Below are 16,114 nucleotides of genomic sequence, written 5' to 3'. Positions count from 1 at the left end.
TTAATCTGGATTGATTTATGCATTTATTTATTAAATTGACTTTAATAAGGAATGCACATGCAAGTTAAAACAATACAACAGGTTTATGATTGGACCGTTTTATTTCACACCCAAATGGCGGCCAACTTCCATAGTGTAAAAGACTTATTGGATGAACATAATCAAATGCTGGTGGAGTATTATCTCAACTATGAGAAAAAGCTCGCCGAAGATTTGGTTGGCTTTAAAGCCATTACCGAAATAAACACCCTTGATACTTACTGCTATGAATACTTTGCAGACAACCCTGAACTGATCACATTCAGTGACATCAGCACTGATCAGCAAATAGACGAAACAGCCATTCAAGTTTACCTATCAACTCAACATAAAAAGGTGATCGATTTATACGAGTACCTTGTTTCGCGAGCAGAAACCCAAGACACGATTGAAAAGCTTGAGCGCTTACTCGAACTTGAGCATCAAGGCTTAAAGCAAATGATGCAAAGTGCTAATCGTCATAGGGATATGTAATACCATTAATCCGCAATAATACTTAATCATTTTGGGTGATTAAACCAGTTGCTACCTGCGTTAAAAATGTCTGATTTACGACTGTATGTATGCAGGATGCAGAGCAATGCAGGAGCAATGGCCGAGAACAACTAAATAACGACATTTTAGCCTTGTTATCAACGCGGTTTTATTGCCTCAAAATAGACCACTAATTAAGCAGAGCGGTATCATTAATGAAAATCGAGCAAAAAGCCGACTTTTTTAAGGTATTTTTGTTCTTGCTGTAAATCGGCCAAAAGCAAAGTATGTTCCTTCAGCCACGTGTCGTTGAATTTTAAGAACATGCTATTTTGCTTGGCCGTTACCGTTAACGACACGCCTTGATCTGGTGTGCGTTTTTGATTTAAAAGCACGGCAAGACGCAAAATCACGATCAGCTGTAAAATTTGATGGTGTTGCACTGTGTGTAAAGTGGGAAATTGGTCTAAACGAACCTTTTTACGGTAAAAGCGGATCATACAGCTGAGTAGCGTTTGCTGTTGCTGTGTAAAGCCCGGAAGCTGACTATTTGCCACAATATAAGCACTGTGTTTATGTAAACCAGATGAGTTTATGCCCAGCCCTATTTCATGTAACTGTGCCGCCCAATTAAGTAAATTTAAAAAATCGGGATGGCTGAGCTGCCAAGGTGTTTTAACGTGTTCAAAAAACCATTCAGCGGTGCTAGATACGCGGTTTGCGTGTTCTTTGTCGATGGTATTGCGATCGCTTAAATTATGAATGGTATTGGTGCGAATATCTTTGTGTGCGAGTTTTTGCTGCATTTCATGCAAGAGCCCTTCACGCAGTGAAAAGTCACTGTATTGCATCGCATCGATGTCGAAAAGCGTAAAGAGTGCAATTAAAATCGCGAGCCCACCACAAATACTCTCTTGTCGCTCAGGTGTTAAACCTTCAATGTGTAAATTTTGAATCTGTTTAGCGGCAATAAATTGCGTTTTAAGCTCATGCAGTCTTTCAAGAGTAATCAGCTCTTGCTCTGCGTCATTTGCATTAATCATTGCCAAAATTGATTTTATTGTACCCGATGTCCCCACGACAGACTGCCAACCTGTGTTGATGTAGTTCGCAAAGATAACTTCAAGCTCTTGCTCTGCGCGTATTTGTGCTTTCGCGAAGCGTTTGGCATTAATTTGTCCATCAGCAAAAAACTGCTTTGTATAGCTGACACACCCCATGTTTCGGCTTGAAAGTAAGCGATGCTTAAAGTGTTTACCGATAATTAATTCGGTGCTTCCACCGCCGATATCAATGACTAAGCGATTATTATCATGATGAATGTAATGCGCGACACCTTGGTATATCAAGCGCGCTTCTTCTTGTCCTGAAATGACTTCAATCGGGTATGGAAAAACGTCACTGGCTTGGGTTAAAAACGAGTGAATGTTTTTGGCACGTCTTAGTGTATACGTGGCGGCAACCTTCACGTTCTCAAGTGGAAAGTCCTGTAATGTGGCTGCAAACTGCTTAAGGATAGCTAAAGCGCGTTCGATTGCCGCTTGGCTCAAATGATTTTTATCATCTAAGCCATCCGCTAAATATACCCGCTGCTTTTCTTTATGGAGTATTTGCAAAGAGCCATCGACTTCTCTTGCGACCACTAAATGAAAACTGTTTGAGCCTAAATCTACTGCAGCAATTGAAGGATAATCATTCATTATTATAGTTACTTTCCCATTTCTTTAAGTGATCGTAGATGGCAATTTGCGAGCGAATTTTCTTGCGATTACCTCGGCGAACATAGTGATTTTTCTGCTCACTGTCGATCAAACGTGCTTTAGTTCGGTCTTTAAACTGTAGCTCAAGAATATCAATAATGAGTTGCTTAAGTTTTGCGTCAAAAATAGGAACGGCCACTTCGACACGATGGTCTAAATTTCGGGTCATCCAATCGGCAGAGGAAATATAGACTTTTTCATCACCATTGTTATGGAACACCATCACTCTGGGATGTTCTAAAAATCGGTCAACAATGCTTATGATACGAATATTGTCATGCGCACTGGTGGTTGTAGGGACTAATGAGCACATACCGCGAACGATAATACGTATTTTAACACCGCGTCTTGCAGCAAAATAAAGGTGATCGACAAGCTGCTTATCAACTAAATTATTCACTTTTAAGGTAATACGGCCCTGTTTTCCACGCTCTACGAGGGCGATTTCATCATCAATGAGCGCCATAATCGTTTCGCGCGCATTCACAGGCGAAATCATTAAATGTTCAAAATGAAAAGGTCGGTAGCTACTTTCAATAAATTTGAACACGCTGTCACACTCTTCTGTGATCCCCTCGTGTTTGGTGAATAAGCTAAAGTCGGTATAAATTTTTGCGGTTTTTTCATGGAAATTCCCCGTCCCAATGTGAGCATACTTCACGACGGTGTTTTTTTCTTTACGGTGAATAACGCACAATTTACTGTGCACTTTTAATGCGGGAATACCAAAAATAACTTTAACCCCAGCATTACTAAGCGTTTTCGCCCACTCAATATTATTTTGCTCGTCAAAGCGCGCCTTTAACTCAACCATAACTGTGACATGCTTGCCATTTTTTGCAGCATTAATCAGCGTTGACACTAAGCGCGATTGGCTCGCAACGCGATATATATTTACTTTAATTTGCGTAACATCAGGGTCAAACGCAGCTTGGCGGACAAACTCTAATAAATGATTAAAGGTGTGATAGGGGTAGTAGAGTAAAATATCGTGTGCTGAAATCGCGTCAAACACACTTGAAAACTGATTAAATGCAGCACTTTTTAACGCCGCCAATGGTTTATTTTCTAAGTATTGGCGACCCACATTCGGAAAGGCGATAAAGTCTCTAAAATTGCGATAGCGTCCTGCAGGAATAAGCGCATCATGCTGGCTTATATTGAGGCGTTTTTTCATGACACTGAGCATGTCATCGGGCATGCTTTCATCATAAACAAGGCGTACAGGCTCGGCATAAATCCGCTGTTTTAGCCCCTTCGACATTTTATCGAGCAACCCTTCTTCAAGTTCATCATCTAGATTGTACTCAGCATCACGGGTTAATTTAATTGCATAGCACTGAATATCATCAAAGCTAAAAAAGCTGCTAAACACATCGCGAATAAAATAAGCGATGATGTCATCCAGCATCACAATGGTTTTATGGCGACGAGTTTTCTCTGGCGGCAAAATAATAAAACGCGGCACTCGGTCGGTAGGGACTTCAAGCATTGCGTAATGGCTTTTTTGCGTACTCATTTCGACAAAAAAGTAGGTCATTGTGTCGTTAATTTGATCGGAGTAGTCTTTTTTCTCTGTGATCAAAATAGGTAAAATATGTTGCAATACACTGTCGTGAAAGAATTTTTCTAGCCAGTTTAAATGGAATTCGCTTAACTTTTCGGGTAATTCAACATGAATATTGTGCTCATTTAAGTCGGCTAAAATATCCTTATGAATTTGATTAAATTTCTTACCTAGTTGCAGTACTTTTTTTTGTATTTGCTGTAACAGTATTTCGTCTTCTTCAAAATTCGCGTCAGGCAGTTTGTTAAGTAGAATACGACGCTTAACATCGGCGACACGCACACGGAAAAATTCGTCCATGTTGTTTGAATAAATCCCTAAAAAGCGCATTCGTTCGATGATTGGGTTCGACTTGTCTTTTGCTTCTTGCAGTACGCGCTCATTAAAAGACAGCCAACTAAGCTCTTTGGCAAAGTAAGTGACGGCGTGTGAAGAGGAGTGACTTGCGTTCATCTGTTTTTCCAACGTTTCTGGCTAGTTAGAATATAGAGGATGCAGATGACGGTTATGTGACATACGTGTCACTAATGTGACACGTCGTTAGGTATCAAGGGTTATTTGTGCCCTTATAGTCGTTGATTAAGCATCTTCTATATCAACAATAAGATCGGTGGTAATCGATTCAAGCGCACTGATGACTTCGTCTTTGTTCATCCCCACTGGTAGCGCAACGGTGGCCACCGCGCTAAAAATAGGCACTCCCCAATTTGGCGCACTCTGTTGTTTTGAATTGAGATGCGTAATGTTAGCGCCTTTGTGGCGAATGACACTGGCAAGCTCTTGCACGATGCCTGGTCTATCGTTACCGGTGATCACAAAATTAATTTCTTCAGAAGGCACGTCAGGTAAGGTATCAGTGCCGCGCTCAATCCTTACCTCTAAATGCGGTAAGCTGTGCAGCGCATCTTGCAATTCTTGCAAGTGTTCTTCAGGAACTGCGGCTTCAATAATGCCCGCAAAATGGCCCGCTAAATGACTTAAGTTACTGGTTAACCAATTGCCATGATGGCTTAAAATCGTGGCTGAAATATCTTCGACGAGGCCCGGTTTATCGGGACCTAAAATAGTAATTACTAACTGCTTCATATTTAATTCTCTATAAAAAGCCTCTGAAAAATGCAAAAAAGGAAGGAGGCGTTGGGTTAAGATGATTCTTATTATTGAAAAAAATAAGTCACATTGAGTATTAATGCTGATTTAACGTTTGTCCAATTTTTTCCATAGAGTAATAAAAAATTAGCGATAACAAATTGTTAGCTTAATTCCTTTGGCATTCTTAGAGTATTGTTTTTGGTAGTATTTTGGTCATGTTTTAGGGATAAACCCCGTATCTAAAATACCTGTTTTATTACACTGAAATATGACGTTTGTAACAATACTGTCATCTTGGTGAAATATAATGCGCCCAACGTTAAGATTTAAGGGTGTTTTGATGACTTCCAATCCGAATAAACCGACCTTTCATACGGATAGAAGCCGTCTATTTAAAGATCGGTTTGCCAAGTGGGGTATTTCCGCAGGTGGTGTAATGGTGCTTGTCGCGCTGTTACTAATTTTCTTTTACCTTCTTTATGTTGTTCAACCTATTTTTGAATCAGCAAAAGTAGAGACACGTAACAGTGTAAAACTACAAAATGCGTCAGAAATTGTTGGGCTCGGTATTGAAGAACAAACCGAAGTTGCCTTTTTACTAGGCGAAAAAGGCACGGTTGATTTTTACAATGTTGAAAAACAACACTTCGGTAAAAAAATCACCACTCTTAACACTGAACTCCCCAGTGATGTAAGCAGTTTTGCAAGCTCAGCTCCTTTTCAAGGGCAATACGCTTATGGCCTTGAAAACGGGTCTGTTATGGTTGTGGTGCCGAAGTTTTTGGTCACATTCCCTAACAATGAGCGTCAATTAACGCCTCGTTTAGATTACCCTCTGGGTAAAGTGGCGTTAGAAGTTGATGAGCAAGGCGCTGCCATTAAGAAGTTTGCATTTAGCCATTACGAAGATAAAACCGCGGTGGTTGCGTTAACTGCGGATAAACGTGTTTTATTTAGCAGCTTTTTAGCTGAAGAGAACATGTTCACTGGCGAAGTTGAATGGAGCGTTGAGCGCACAGAGCTTGATATTGATGGCCGTGTTGATGAGTTATTAATGTCGCCAGATACGACGCGCACCTTTATTCGCTCAGCTAACCAAATTTATGTTTACGATACGCGCTATCCGTCTGAGGTAGAGCTTATTCAAGTACTTGCTGCAAACGAAGAAAACGCAAACCTCGTTTCTACGCAATTACTTGCCGGTGCAAACTCATTGATGCTTGCCAATGATAATGGCGAAGTTTCGCAGTGGTTTGAGGTGAATACCGACGAAGGCCGTGAGTTTCAAAAAATTCGCGCGTTTGAAACCAGCAAACAATCAAAGTTAAGTATTTTCACTGAATTCTATCGCCGCACTTTCTTTACTGCGGGTGCCAATGGCGAACTAGGCATTTACTACACCACCAGTGAAGCAAAGCTGTGGCAAGGTAAAGTCAGTGACGGCCCAATTGATAATTTCGCAATTGCGCCGCGTTCAAATGCTGCACTTATTCTTGCTGATGATGCATTGAAAGTGATTGAAATCCATAATGAGCACCCAGAAGTAACGTGGTCTGCATTATGGCAAGAGGTTTGGTACGAAGGTTACCCTGAACCTGCATACATTTGGCAGTCAACTTCAGCGAGTGATGATTTTGAGTCTAAATTCTCGTTAGTGCCAATTTCATTCGGTACCATTAAAGCCGCACTATACGCGATGTTATTTGCGGTACCAATTGCCTTATCTGCGGCTATCTACACCGCATACTTCATGTCGAGTGAGCTGCGTAAAGTCGTAAAGCCAACCGTTGAAATCATGGAAGCGTTACCGACCGTTATTTTGGGTTTCTTAGCCGGTCTTTGGTTAGCGCCGTTAATTGAAGAGCATTTACCAGCGATTGTGGGCTTACTGCTGTTACTACCGATTGGTATCTTACTGACTGCATTTGGTTGGAATAAGCTGCCAGCTTCTATTCGTCACCGTGTGCCTGAAGGTTCGCACTCAATCTTATTGATTCCGGTTGTGCTGTTTATTGGTTGGTTGTCATTTGCGATGAGTGGCACAATTGAATCATGGGTATTCGATGGTAATGTTCGTCAGTACCTCACCAATGAATTAGGCATGACATTCGACCAACGTAACTCGCTCGTTGTCGGTATTGCGATGGGCTTTGCGGTTATCCCCACTATTTTCTCGATTGCAGAAGATGCGGTGTTCAGTGTTCCTAAACATTTATCGAATGGTTCACTGGCACTCGGTGCAACACAATGGCAAACACTGGTACGTGTGGTTCTTCTTACTGCAAGCCCAGGTATTTTCTCCGCAGTGATGATGGGTCTTGGCCGTGCAGTGGGTGAAACAATGATTGTACTTATGGCAACAGGTAACACGCCTATTATGGATTGGAGTATTTTCCAAGGTATGCGAACACTTGCAGCGAATATCGCGGTTGAAATGCCAGAGTCAGAAGTAGGCAGCTCGCATTATCGCATTCTATTCTTAGCAGCGTTTGTACTATTCATATTCACATTTATTTTCAACACAGTGGCTGAGTTTGTTCGTCAGCAACTGCGTGATAAATACAGTTCAATGTAGGTGGAGAGACACGACATGGTAAAGCAGTGGTTTAAGTCTGGTTCTCCTTGGATTTGGATGACCGGTGGTGCGGTGAGCATCAGTTTAATCTCAGTTCTTGGTTTGTTAGCCATGATTGCTTGGAAAGGTTTAAGCTTTTTCTGGCCATCAGAAGTTATTCAACTTGAGTTACAAGGCTCAGTTGCAAAACAAACTGTGATTGGTGAAGTTTATGATCGTGAGCTCGTTGCAAAGTCACGTATTGAGGCAACAGGCGTTGATTTATCTCATTACGACAAAGAGCAGTTAGAACGTTTATTAATTAAAACCGGTAACCGTGAATACGTTGATTTAGATTTCCGTTGGGTATTAGAAACCGATATCAAATCACGCACAGCGCCGGCTGAACTTGCCGTATTTGAGCGCAGTAAAAATGGTAATTTTTACGGCTATGTTGACCAAGTTATTAAAGACGGCGAAGTTATCACAGAGAACAAAATAGACGTACTCTATGATCTTGTTGAGCGTGCTGTTGAGTTAAATGACCAAGCACTTGATCTGCAAAATGGCGACATTGGTCACATTAACTACGAACTTGAGCGCTTACGTTTAAAAGAAAAAGCGTATCAGCTTGATAATGAACTTACCGATGAACGTGTTGCAGAGCTGGCAGCTGCCCGTGCTGAGCTACGTGAAGAATACTCGGTACTTGAAAAACAACTTTTTGCGCTACGCAAAGAAGCAAAGCGTGACCAAGTAACCGTAAAAGATATGCGCGGTGAGGTTGTTACATTACCACTTTATCAAGTGCTTGATGTGTGGTTCCCAAATGACATGGGGTTCTTTGCTAAGTTAGGTCATTACTTTGTACAGCTAGGTAAGTTTGTGTCAGACGATCCGCGCGAAGCAAACACCGAAGGGGGTGTATTCCCTGCGATTTTCGGTACCGTGTTCATGGTATTACTGATGGCCGTTATTGTGACGCCATTTGGTGTGGTTGCGGCAATTTACTTGCACGAATATGCAGCCAAAAATGCTGTTACGAAGATGATTCGCATCGCCGTTATCAACCTTGCGGGTGTACCATCTATTGTTTACGGTGTATTTGGTCTGGGTTTCTTCGTTTACATGTTGGGTGGCAGTATTGACCAATTATTTTACCCTGAATCATCGCCAAGCCCCGTTTTTGGTACGCCAGGTGTGATATGGTCGGCATTGACCCTTGCGATTTTAACCTTACCTGTGGTTATCGTTTCAACAGAAGAAGGTTTATCACGTATTCCAAGTACTGTTCGCCACGGTTCATTAGCACTGGGTGCGACAAAAGCTGAAACCTTATGGCGTATTATTATTCCAATGGCCAGCCCAGCGATTATGACTGGATTAATTTTAGCGGTTGCACGTGCCGCGGGCGAGGTTGCGCCACTTATGTTAGTGGGTGTGGTTAAAATGGCGCCTACATTGCCACTAGACGGCAACTTCCCATACGTACATTTAGATAGAAAATTTATGCACTTAGGTTTCCACATTTATGATGTTGGTTTCCAAAGCCCGAACGTAGAAGCGGCACGTCCGCTGGTATATGCCACGGCATTCTTACTGGTTTCAGTAATTATCGCCCTGAATATCACCGCGATTGGTATTCGTAACCATTTACGCGAAAAGTTTAGAGCTCTAGAGCATTAATACAGAATTTTTATAGGTAGACAGAGATGATTACAGTTGCACCACACGTAAACCAAGCGAAAAGCGCGGCAAAACTAGACTTAGAGAATCTAACCGCAGAGCAAACTGCGTTAGAGATTAAAGATTTAGATCTATACTACGGTGATAAACAAGCGCTTAGCGGCGTAAATATGAAGATTCCCAAAGGTCAGGTAACAGCGTTTATCGGCCCATCGGGGTGTGGTAAATCGACGCTGCTTCGTTGTATTAACCGTATGAATGATCTAGTTGATAGCTGTCGTATCACCGGTGAAATTTTACTACATGGTCATAACATCTACGATAAAAGTGTCGATGTTGCCGCACTGCGTCGTAATGTTGGTATGGTATTCCAACGTCCGAATCCATTTCCAAAATCAATCTACGAAAATGTTGTTTATGGCCTACGCTTACAAGGAATTAAAGAAAAGCGTAAATTAGACGAAGTCGTTGAGCAATCTTTACGTGGTGCTGCATTGTGGGATGAAGTAAAAGATCGTCTTCACGATAGTGCATTTGGCCTATCAGGTGGTCAGCAGCAACGTCTTGTGATTGCGCGATCAATTGCGATTGAGCCAGAAGTGCTCTTGTTAGATGAGCCAACATCGGCACTCGATCCAATTTCTACATTAGTTATTGAAGAGCTCATTAACGACTTAAAGAATAAGTTTACCGTGGTTATTGTTACTCATAACATGCAACAAGCCGCGCGTGTATCAGACCAAACAGCGTTTATGTACATGGGCGAATTGATAGAGTATTCAGATACCAACACCTTATTTACGACACCAAGTAAAAAGAAAACAGAAGATTACATCACTGGCCGCTACGGCTAGTCGAATAAAACACTTGGTAACGTAAACGAATTTTATAGAGGTAGACAATGGAACATAATATTAATAAGCATATTTCAGGTCGCTTTAATGAAGAGCTTGAAAATGTTCGTAACCATGTACTTAGCATGGGTGGCTTAGTTGAGCAGCAGTTAAATAGTGCGCTTGATGCGGTTAGTAAAGGTGATGCAGAATTGGCGCAAAAAGTCCGTGAAAACGACTACAAAGTAAACGCCATGGAAGTCAATATTGACGAAGAATGCACACGCATTATTGCACGTCGTCAGCCTGCTGCCAGTGATTTACGTTTAGTTATTGCGATTGCGAAAACAATCGCCGATTTAGAGCGCATTGGTGACGAAGCAGAGCGCATTGCAAAAGTGGCGCTTGATTCATTTACCAAAGATCAACAAGATCTTCTTGTTAATATTGAAAATATGGGTCGCCAAGTGTCGAAGATGCTTCATGATGTACTTGATGCATTTGCCCGTATGGATGTGCAATGTGCCTTCGAAGTTCATAAAGAAGATGCAAAAGTTGACCGTGAATATGAAGCAATTACGCGTCAAATTATGACATATATGATGGAAGATCCACGCTCAATCCCTAAAATTATGGATTTAGTGTGGTCAGTTCGTTCACTTGAGCGTATTGGCGACCGTTGTCAGAATATCGCAGAATACATTATCTATTTTGTGAACGGTAAAGATATTCGTCATACATCTCAAGCAGATATCGAAAAGTCGCTGTAAATTTTTAAGCACTTTTCATTTTTAAACCGAGCGGCTTTAGGCCGCTTTGTCTATTATTGGTGATGTCAGGCAGAAAAAGCGTTCAAAATCGTACACAATGCTGTAAAATTCGAACCTGCCAAAGCATACTAATTTATAAAGGGTCAGTTATGCCTACAAATGCATTTTTAGGGGTTTTTGCTAAATCTCCTATTAAGCCTATGGAAGATCACATTAAGAAAGTACATCAAGCAAGCAAAGCCTTGATCCCTTTCTTTAATCACGTTTTTAAAGAAGAATGGAAAGAAGCGGAGGAAATCCGTCTAAACATTCGTAATTTAGAACGTGAAGCGGATGACATGAAACGTAACATTCGCCTTCAACTACCGCGCGGCTTATTTATGCCAGTTGAGCGTACCGATTTGTTAGAGCTTGTTACCCAACAAGACAAAATTGCGAATAAAGCAAAAGACATTGCAGGTCGTGTAATTGGTCGAGAAATGACGATTCCGGTAGAAATTCAAGAAGATTTTCTTGCTTATGTAACACGTTGTGTTGATGCGACAAAACAAGCATCAAAAGCAATTAACGAGTTAGATGAGCTACTTGAAACGGGCTTCAAAGGTCGCGAAGTGACTTTAGTAGAAAAAATGCTCGTTGAATTGGATGCAATCGAACAAGACACGGATGACATGCAAATCAAAATACGCCGTCAATTGCGCGCCGTTGAAAATGAACTAAACCCAATTGATGTGATGTTCTTGTACAAGATCATTGAGTGGGTCGGCGATCTAGCTGATATTGCAGAGCGCGTAGGTTCTCGTCTTGAGCTGATGTTAGCTCGTTAATTTAAAATCAGTTCAAATACGAAAAATTAAAGGTTTCACACAATGGATATCATTGCAAATTACGGCACTTTTTTAGTTTTAATTGCCGCAGCAGTCGGTTTCTTCATGGCTTATGGTATTGGTGCAAATGACGTTGCCAATGCGATGGGTACATCAGTAGGTTCAAAAGCACTTACTATCAAACAAGCAATTATTATTGCGATGGTGTTTGAATTCGCAGGTGCTTACCTTGCCGGTGGTGAGGTTACATCAACTATTCGTAAAGGAATTATCGACGCCACGCCATTTATTGATATACCTGAGCTTATGATCTTAGGCATGATTGCCGCGTTATTTGCTGCAGGTAGCTGGCTATTAATCGCCTCTTTCCTTGGCTGGCCTGTATCGACTACTCACTCAATTATCGGTGCGATTATTGGTTTTGCTTTAGTGGCTGTTGGCAGCGAAGCAATCCAATGGAATAAAGTACTGGGCATTGTGGGGAGTTGGATTGTAACACCTGCAATTTCGGGCTTTATTGCTTACCTTATCTTTATGAGTGCACAAAAGCTTATTTTTGATACCGATGCTCCACTTAAAAACGCTAAGCGCTTTGTCCCTGTGTATATGGGTCTAGCGGGCTTCATTATGTCTTTAGTTACGATTAAGAAAGGCTTGAAGCACATTGGTATTAACCTAGGCGCTGTTGAGGGTTACGCACTTTCTATCGCGATCGCTGTCGTGGTTGGTATTATTGGTAAGTTTGCTATTTCACGCTTAAAAATTGATCCTAAAGCTGACAAGAAAATGCAATTTAATAACGTTGAAAAAGTGTTCGCGGTATTAATGGTATTAACAGCTTGTTGTATGGCATTCGCCCATGGTTCGAACGATGTTGCAAACGCGATTGGTCCACTAGCTGCTGTTGTAAACATTGTTGAGCACAACGGTGAAATTGCTAAGAAAGCCGCTATCGCATGGTGGATTTTACCACTGGGTGGTTTGGGTATTGTTGCTGGCCTTGCTATTTTAGGTAAGAAAGTAATCAAAACAATCGGTGAAGGTATTACTCATTTAACGCCTAGCCGTGGTTTCGCTGCTGAGCTTGCTGCTGCATCAACGGTTGTTATTGCATCAGGTACGGGTTTACCAATCTCTACAACACAAACGCTTGTAGGTGCTGTATTAGGTGTTGGTATGGCACGTGGTATCGCAGCGCTTAACATGGGTGTTGTAAGAAACATTGTAGTTTCTTGGGTAATTACATTGCCAGTTGGCGCAGCCCTTGCTATTGTTATTTTCTACGTACTGAGAACAGCCTTCGGCGTTTAAAAAGTACTAACAGACTTTTAGCTTGAAAAGATCTCAATGCCCTAGGTATTGGGGTCTTTTTATTTGCAGGTAGTAAAAAAGAGTATGAATAACTTACCCAGTATTAAACAACTACAATATTTACTCGCCGTTCATCAGCACCAACACTTTGGTCGTGCCGCAAGTGCCTGCTTTATTGGTCAGTCCACGTTAAGCAGTGCGATTCAAAACTTAGAAGAAACCTTAGGTTGTCAGCTTATCGAGCGTGAAAATCGCAGCTTAATGTTTACTGCCATTGGGGAAGAGGTCGTAGAGAAAGCACGTAAAATCATTGACGATACGCTAAGTTTGAAAGAACTCACCAAAAGCTTTTTAACCCCGTTAAGTGGTAAGTTAACCTTAGGCGTGATCCCTACCATCGCCAGCTTTATCGCGGCGCCGTTGTATCACTTTTGCAAGCAAACATTTACCGAGCTTGAGTTAGTACTTGTTGAAGATACCAGTGAAAAGTTACTGGATAAGCTTGAACACGGGCAAATTGATATCGCGTTGCTTGCGTTGCCGTTCGATACCGAAAAGTTTCACACCCAAGTGCTCGCTAAAGACCACTTTAGCTTAGTTCACCATAAAGATTATATGCCAGCGAAAGGTGTCGAAGACTTTAACTTGTTGCCCGATGCCAGTGTGTTTTTGCTAGAGCGAGAGCACTGTATGACAGGTCATGCCTTAAGTGCTTGCCATTTAAATCGCTCAAGTTGCATTAACCCGTTTGAAGCGGCCAGCTTACATACGTTACTGAGCATGGTTGAGCATCAACTGGGCGTTACTTTTTTACCGCAAATGGCGATTAACGCCGGCATTCTAGAGAAAAAAGACATGGTGGCAACGCCATCACAAAGCGACGCATACCGAGATATTGGTATTGTGTGGCGTAAAACCACCGGGCGAATCCGCGATTTTAGGCTGTTTAGTCAACAGTTAGAGCTGTTTCTTGCCAAGCAATGCAGCTTACATACCCAATCAGCAGAATAAATTGCAGCCCCAAATAAAAATTTGGGGTTTTTTATTATTAAAGCAAACTATTTTTTTCCTTCCTTCGACTAACTTTATACATTACCCCTTTTTACGATAGATAAATAACATGACGAGGCTACCGTGTTTTTTCAATCACTCGACACATTAATTGCCAAGGCGCAACAAGGCAATAAACGGGCATGGTTGAAATTAGTGAAGCAACATGAAACGCAGGTCTATAACTATTGTTTGCGAATGTTGAGTCACCCTGATGATGCAATGGACTTAATGCAAGAAGTGTTTATTTCTGTGTATAAGAGTTTGCCTAGCTTTCGGGGAGATTGCAGCTTTAATACTTGGCTTTACCAAATCGTGCATAGACGAAGTGTTGAGTATTATCGTCGCCGTAAGCACCACCAAAGCCTAGATGCTTTACCCGAAGAAGCCTGTGAGCGTAGTGAAATAGAAGCGAATCAACAGCAATCTCAACAGCATAATGAGCTTAAAAGTATGATGAACAATTTGCCGTGGGAGCAGCGTTTGGTTGTAGAGTTAAAGTTTTTTCAGCATTGCACATTTGAGGAAATTGCTGAGCAGTTAGGTATTTCAACTAATACTGCTAAATCAAGATTATACAGTGCGTTAGGTAAGTTAAAAGTGCATTTGGAGGCAGTAGATGGCTAATTTAGAGTCGTTATTTACAGCATGGCTAGAAGGTGAAAGCTTAACGGAAGAGCAAATTAGGTTGCTCGAAAGTAATCCTGACTATGCCTTGATGATGGAAAATGCGACAAAGTGGCAGCAGCATAGTCTTAACTATCAACCGTTACCAGTACCTGACTGGGATCGTGGTTCTTGTATGCCACAAACGCACAAGCAGGCTGTGTATTTTGGTTCTGGTTTATGGGCGATGGCTGCGTCTATCGCATTGTGTGCCTGGTTATTAATAACCAGCCCAGAACAAACAGACTCACAGTTGCTTGAGCAAGTGGCTAAGCAAACTCGTTTATTAGAGTCACAACAAAAACAAATAGATCAATTGCAGAACATGCTAACAGCACAAAATGACATACAACAACAGCATATGTATCAGCTAGCGAAAGAAGCGATTAAAACGGGTCGTGTAGAGCGACAAGAAGATATTGCCAGTGTGCTTGCTTATATCAAAACGCAGCGCGCCCAAGACCAAGCATACTTGCGTATGCAATTGAATGATTTAGCAGAGCAAGTGGATGGCCGACCCATGCCAACCGTTGCCAACAACGTGGAGTATTAAAATGCCAAAGAACATGATAGCCAGTGCGGTGTTATTGCTATGTGGTGTAGCAACAGTGAACCCTGTGTTTGCACAAAGTAGTGATGAGTTAGATAAAATTCAGCGTGAAGTAGGAATTATGGAAAAAATTCTTACGGCTGCTTTAAAGCAAGATACGGATAACAAAGTGAGCAACGTGTCAGCAAGTTATTTACAGCACCAAGGAGTGGTGTTTAGTTTTGACGTGCGGGGGTCGCGATGGTCAACTATTTTTGCATCGGTGCCTGATGCTCCTTTGCCACCTATGCCAGATATTAATTTTGATGAAATAAGCGACATTGAGATTCTTGGTGACCATGTGCAGGTGATAAGCGACGCTGTGGTCGTTAAAACGCAAGAAGCGTATCAGCACGCGATGGAAATGATGCGTGAAAGTGCAGAGCAAGTCCGTGAAGTGGCTGAGCAAGAGCGTGATATTAGCCGTGAAATTCGTGATCTTGAACGCGAAAAACGTGATATTGAATTTGAGCGTCGTCATGATAAGGAAGCTGAAAATCAAGCACTTGAGCAACGTAAAAAAGAGTTACAAGCCTCTATTAAAGAGCTTGAAAAAGAGCAACAAACGCTGTCATTGAAGCAGCAAAGGTTACGCAAACAACTTGCAGAGAAAAAGCAAGCGCGCGCAAAAGAGCAGCAGCAGCAAATGATGGCCCTAACAAACAGTGTAAATAACAGTATTGCATTATCGTTGTGTGATTATGGCAGTGGTTTACGAAGCTTACCCGACGATGAGCACGTCAGTGTTGTTATTCGCGGACTCGATCAGAGCAAAAAGGATCACATTAAAGTGTTTAAAAAAGCAGATATTAAACAGTGTGTAGTGGGGAATATTAAATCGTCGCAACTACTCGAACGTGCATCAAGCTATGTATTTTAATTAATTGATTTTCCAA

14 protein-coding genes are annotated in these 16,114 nt (G+C 41.6%); 11 read left to right on the top strand and 3 right to left on the bottom strand.

The genetic code is table 11. The features are described 5' to 3' along the window. Window positions 1–57 precede the first annotated feature (57 nt). Window positions 58–513, top strand: coding sequence for a hypothetical protein (locus IT970_RS14575; RefSeq protein ID WP_036973319.1), 456 nt, complete (start codon window positions 58–60; stop codon window positions 511–513). A gap of 212 nt (window positions 514–725) precedes the next feature. Here the strand turns inward: IT970_RS14575 and ppx are convergent, their stop codons facing one another. From ppx to IT970_RS14560, 3 genes are all read right to left on the bottom strand, one after another. After that, on the bottom strand, window positions 726–2,213 hold the full coding sequence (gene ppx / locus IT970_RS14570) for an exopolyphosphatase (protein ID WP_196857455.1): 1,488 nt from the start codon (window positions 2,211–2,213) through the stop codon (window positions 726–728). After that, window positions 2,206–4,293: a polyphosphate kinase 1 gene (gene ppk1, locus IT970_RS14565; RefSeq protein ID WP_075594511.1), complete on the bottom strand. Its 2,088-nt coding sequence runs from the start codon at window positions 4,291–4,293 to the stop codon at window positions 2,206–2,208. Before ppk1 ends, ppx begins: the two co-directional genes overlap by 8 nt. 126 nt (window positions 4,294–4,419) lie before the next feature. Beyond that, window positions 4,420–4,926 carry a glycine cleavage system protein R gene (locus IT970_RS14560; protein WP_036973316.1) on the bottom strand — a complete coding sequence of 169 codons (507 nt, stop codon included), beginning with the start codon at window positions 4,924–4,926 and terminating at the stop codon, window positions 4,420–4,422. A gap of 346 nt (window positions 4,927–5,272) precedes the next feature. Here IT970_RS14560 and IT970_RS14555 point away from each other — a divergent pair, with 346 nt between their 5' ends. The 10 genes from IT970_RS14555 (at window position 5,273) to IT970_RS14510 (ending at window position 16,098) form a co-directional block, all read left to right on the top strand. Further along, window positions 5,273–7,507: an ABC transporter permease subunit gene (locus tag IT970_RS14555; RefSeq protein ID WP_065979566.1), complete on the top strand. Its 2,235-nt coding sequence runs from the start codon at window positions 5,273–5,275 to the stop codon at window positions 7,505–7,507. 15 nt (window positions 7,508–7,522) lie between these two features. Continuing rightward, window positions 7,523–9,172 (top strand): phosphate ABC transporter permease PstA, encoded by a 1,650-nt coding sequence (gene pstA / locus IT970_RS14550; protein ID WP_036973315.1) that lies wholly within the window; start codon window positions 7,523–7,525, stop codon window positions 9,170–9,172. Between the two features lie 26 nt (window positions 9,173–9,198). Beyond that, window positions 9,199–10,026 carry a phosphate ABC transporter ATP-binding protein PstB gene (gene pstB, locus IT970_RS14545; RefSeq protein ID WP_036973314.1) on the top strand — a complete coding sequence of 276 codons (828 nt, stop codon included), beginning with the start codon at window positions 9,199–9,201 and terminating at the stop codon, window positions 10,024–10,026. Window positions 10,027–10,073: 47 nt separating this feature from the next. Beyond that, entirely contained in the window at window positions 10,074–10,775 is a 702-nt protein-coding gene (gene phoU / locus IT970_RS14540; RefSeq protein WP_036973313.1) for a phosphate signaling complex protein PhoU, read from the top strand. 149 nt (window positions 10,776–10,924) lie between these two features. Further along, window positions 10,925–11,602 carry a TIGR00153 family protein gene (locus IT970_RS14535; RefSeq protein WP_036973312.1) on the top strand — a complete coding sequence of 226 codons (678 nt, stop codon included), beginning with the start codon at window positions 10,925–10,927 and terminating at the stop codon, window positions 11,600–11,602. A 42-nt stretch (window positions 11,603–11,644) separates the two neighbouring features. Beyond that, window positions 11,645–12,913 (top strand): inorganic phosphate transporter, encoded by a 1,269-nt coding sequence (locus IT970_RS14530; protein ID WP_036973311.1) that lies wholly within the window; start codon window positions 11,645–11,647, stop codon window positions 12,911–12,913. A gap of 84 nt (window positions 12,914–12,997) precedes the next feature. Further along, window positions 12,998–13,924 (top strand): hydrogen peroxide-inducible genes activator, encoded by a 927-nt coding sequence (locus IT970_RS14525; RefSeq protein WP_036973310.1) that lies wholly within the window; start codon window positions 12,998–13,000, stop codon window positions 13,922–13,924. A gap of 123 nt (window positions 13,925–14,047) precedes the next feature. Next, window positions 14,048–14,590, top strand: a complete 543-nt coding sequence (locus tag IT970_RS14520) for an RNA polymerase sigma factor (protein ID WP_074989223.1) — start codon at window positions 14,048–14,050, stop codon at window positions 14,588–14,590. After that, window positions 14,583–15,182, top strand: a complete 600-nt coding sequence (locus IT970_RS14515; protein ID WP_118844707.1) for a hypothetical protein — start codon at window positions 14,583–14,585, stop codon at window positions 15,180–15,182. The genes IT970_RS14520 and IT970_RS14515 overlap by 8 nt, the downstream gene beginning before the upstream one ends. Further along, window positions 15,139–16,098 (top strand): hypothetical protein, encoded by a 960-nt coding sequence (locus tag IT970_RS14510; RefSeq protein WP_196857454.1) that lies wholly within the window; start codon window positions 15,139–15,141, stop codon window positions 16,096–16,098. The genes IT970_RS14515 and IT970_RS14510 overlap by 44 nt, the downstream gene beginning before the upstream one ends. Window positions 16,099–16,114: the final 16 nt, after the last annotated feature.

This window comes from Pseudoalteromonas sp. A41-2, from assembly GCF_015767615.1.
GTDB lineage: Bacteria > Pseudomonadota > Gammaproteobacteria > Enterobacterales > Alteromonadaceae > Pseudoalteromonas > Pseudoalteromonas lipolytica.
The sequence above is the reverse complement of the archived record's forward strand: the minus strand, read 5'-3'. Positions and strand labels throughout refer to the sequence as shown.

What these genes read in the sequence shown, in the direction of transcription:
- IT970_RS14575 (WP_036973319.1), top strand. Translation starts at nt 58, where the DNA reads ATGCAAGTTAAAACAATACAACAGGTTTATGATTGGACCGTTTTATTT.
- ppx (WP_196857455.1), bottom strand. Translation starts at nt 2,213, where the DNA reads ATGAATGATTATCCTTCAATTGCTGCAGTAGATTTAGGCTCAAACAGT.
- ppk1 (WP_075594511.1), bottom strand. Translation starts at nt 4,293, where the DNA reads ATGAACGCAAGTCACTCCTCTTCACACGCCGTCACTTACTTTGCCAAA.
- IT970_RS14560 (WP_036973316.1), bottom strand. Translation starts at nt 4,926, where the DNA reads ATGAAGCAGTTAGTAATTACTATTTTAGGTCCCGATAAACCGGGCCTC.
- IT970_RS14555 (WP_065979566.1), top strand. Translation starts at nt 5,273, where the DNA reads ATGACTTCCAATCCGAATAAACCGACCTTTCATACGGATAGAAGCCGT.
- pstA (WP_036973315.1), top strand. Translation starts at nt 7,523, where the DNA reads ATGGTAAAGCAGTGGTTTAAGTCTGGTTCTCCTTGGATTTGGATGACC.
- pstB (WP_036973314.1), top strand. Translation starts at nt 9,199, where the DNA reads ATGATTACAGTTGCACCACACGTAAACCAAGCGAAAAGCGCGGCAAAA.
- phoU (WP_036973313.1), top strand. Translation starts at nt 10,074, where the DNA reads ATGGAACATAATATTAATAAGCATATTTCAGGTCGCTTTAATGAAGAG.
- IT970_RS14535 (WP_036973312.1), top strand. Translation starts at nt 10,925, where the DNA reads ATGCCTACAAATGCATTTTTAGGGGTTTTTGCTAAATCTCCTATTAAG.
- IT970_RS14530 (WP_036973311.1), top strand. Translation starts at nt 11,645, where the DNA reads ATGGATATCATTGCAAATTACGGCACTTTTTTAGTTTTAATTGCCGCA.
- IT970_RS14525 (WP_036973310.1), top strand. Translation starts at nt 12,998, where the DNA reads ATGAATAACTTACCCAGTATTAAACAACTACAATATTTACTCGCCGTT.
- IT970_RS14515 (WP_118844707.1), top strand. Translation starts at nt 14,583, where the DNA reads ATGGCTAATTTAGAGTCGTTATTTACAGCATGGCTAGAAGGTGAAAGC.
- IT970_RS14510 (WP_196857454.1), top strand. Translation starts at nt 15,139, where the DNA reads ATGGCCGACCCATGCCAACCGTTGCCAACAACGTGGAGTATTAAAATG.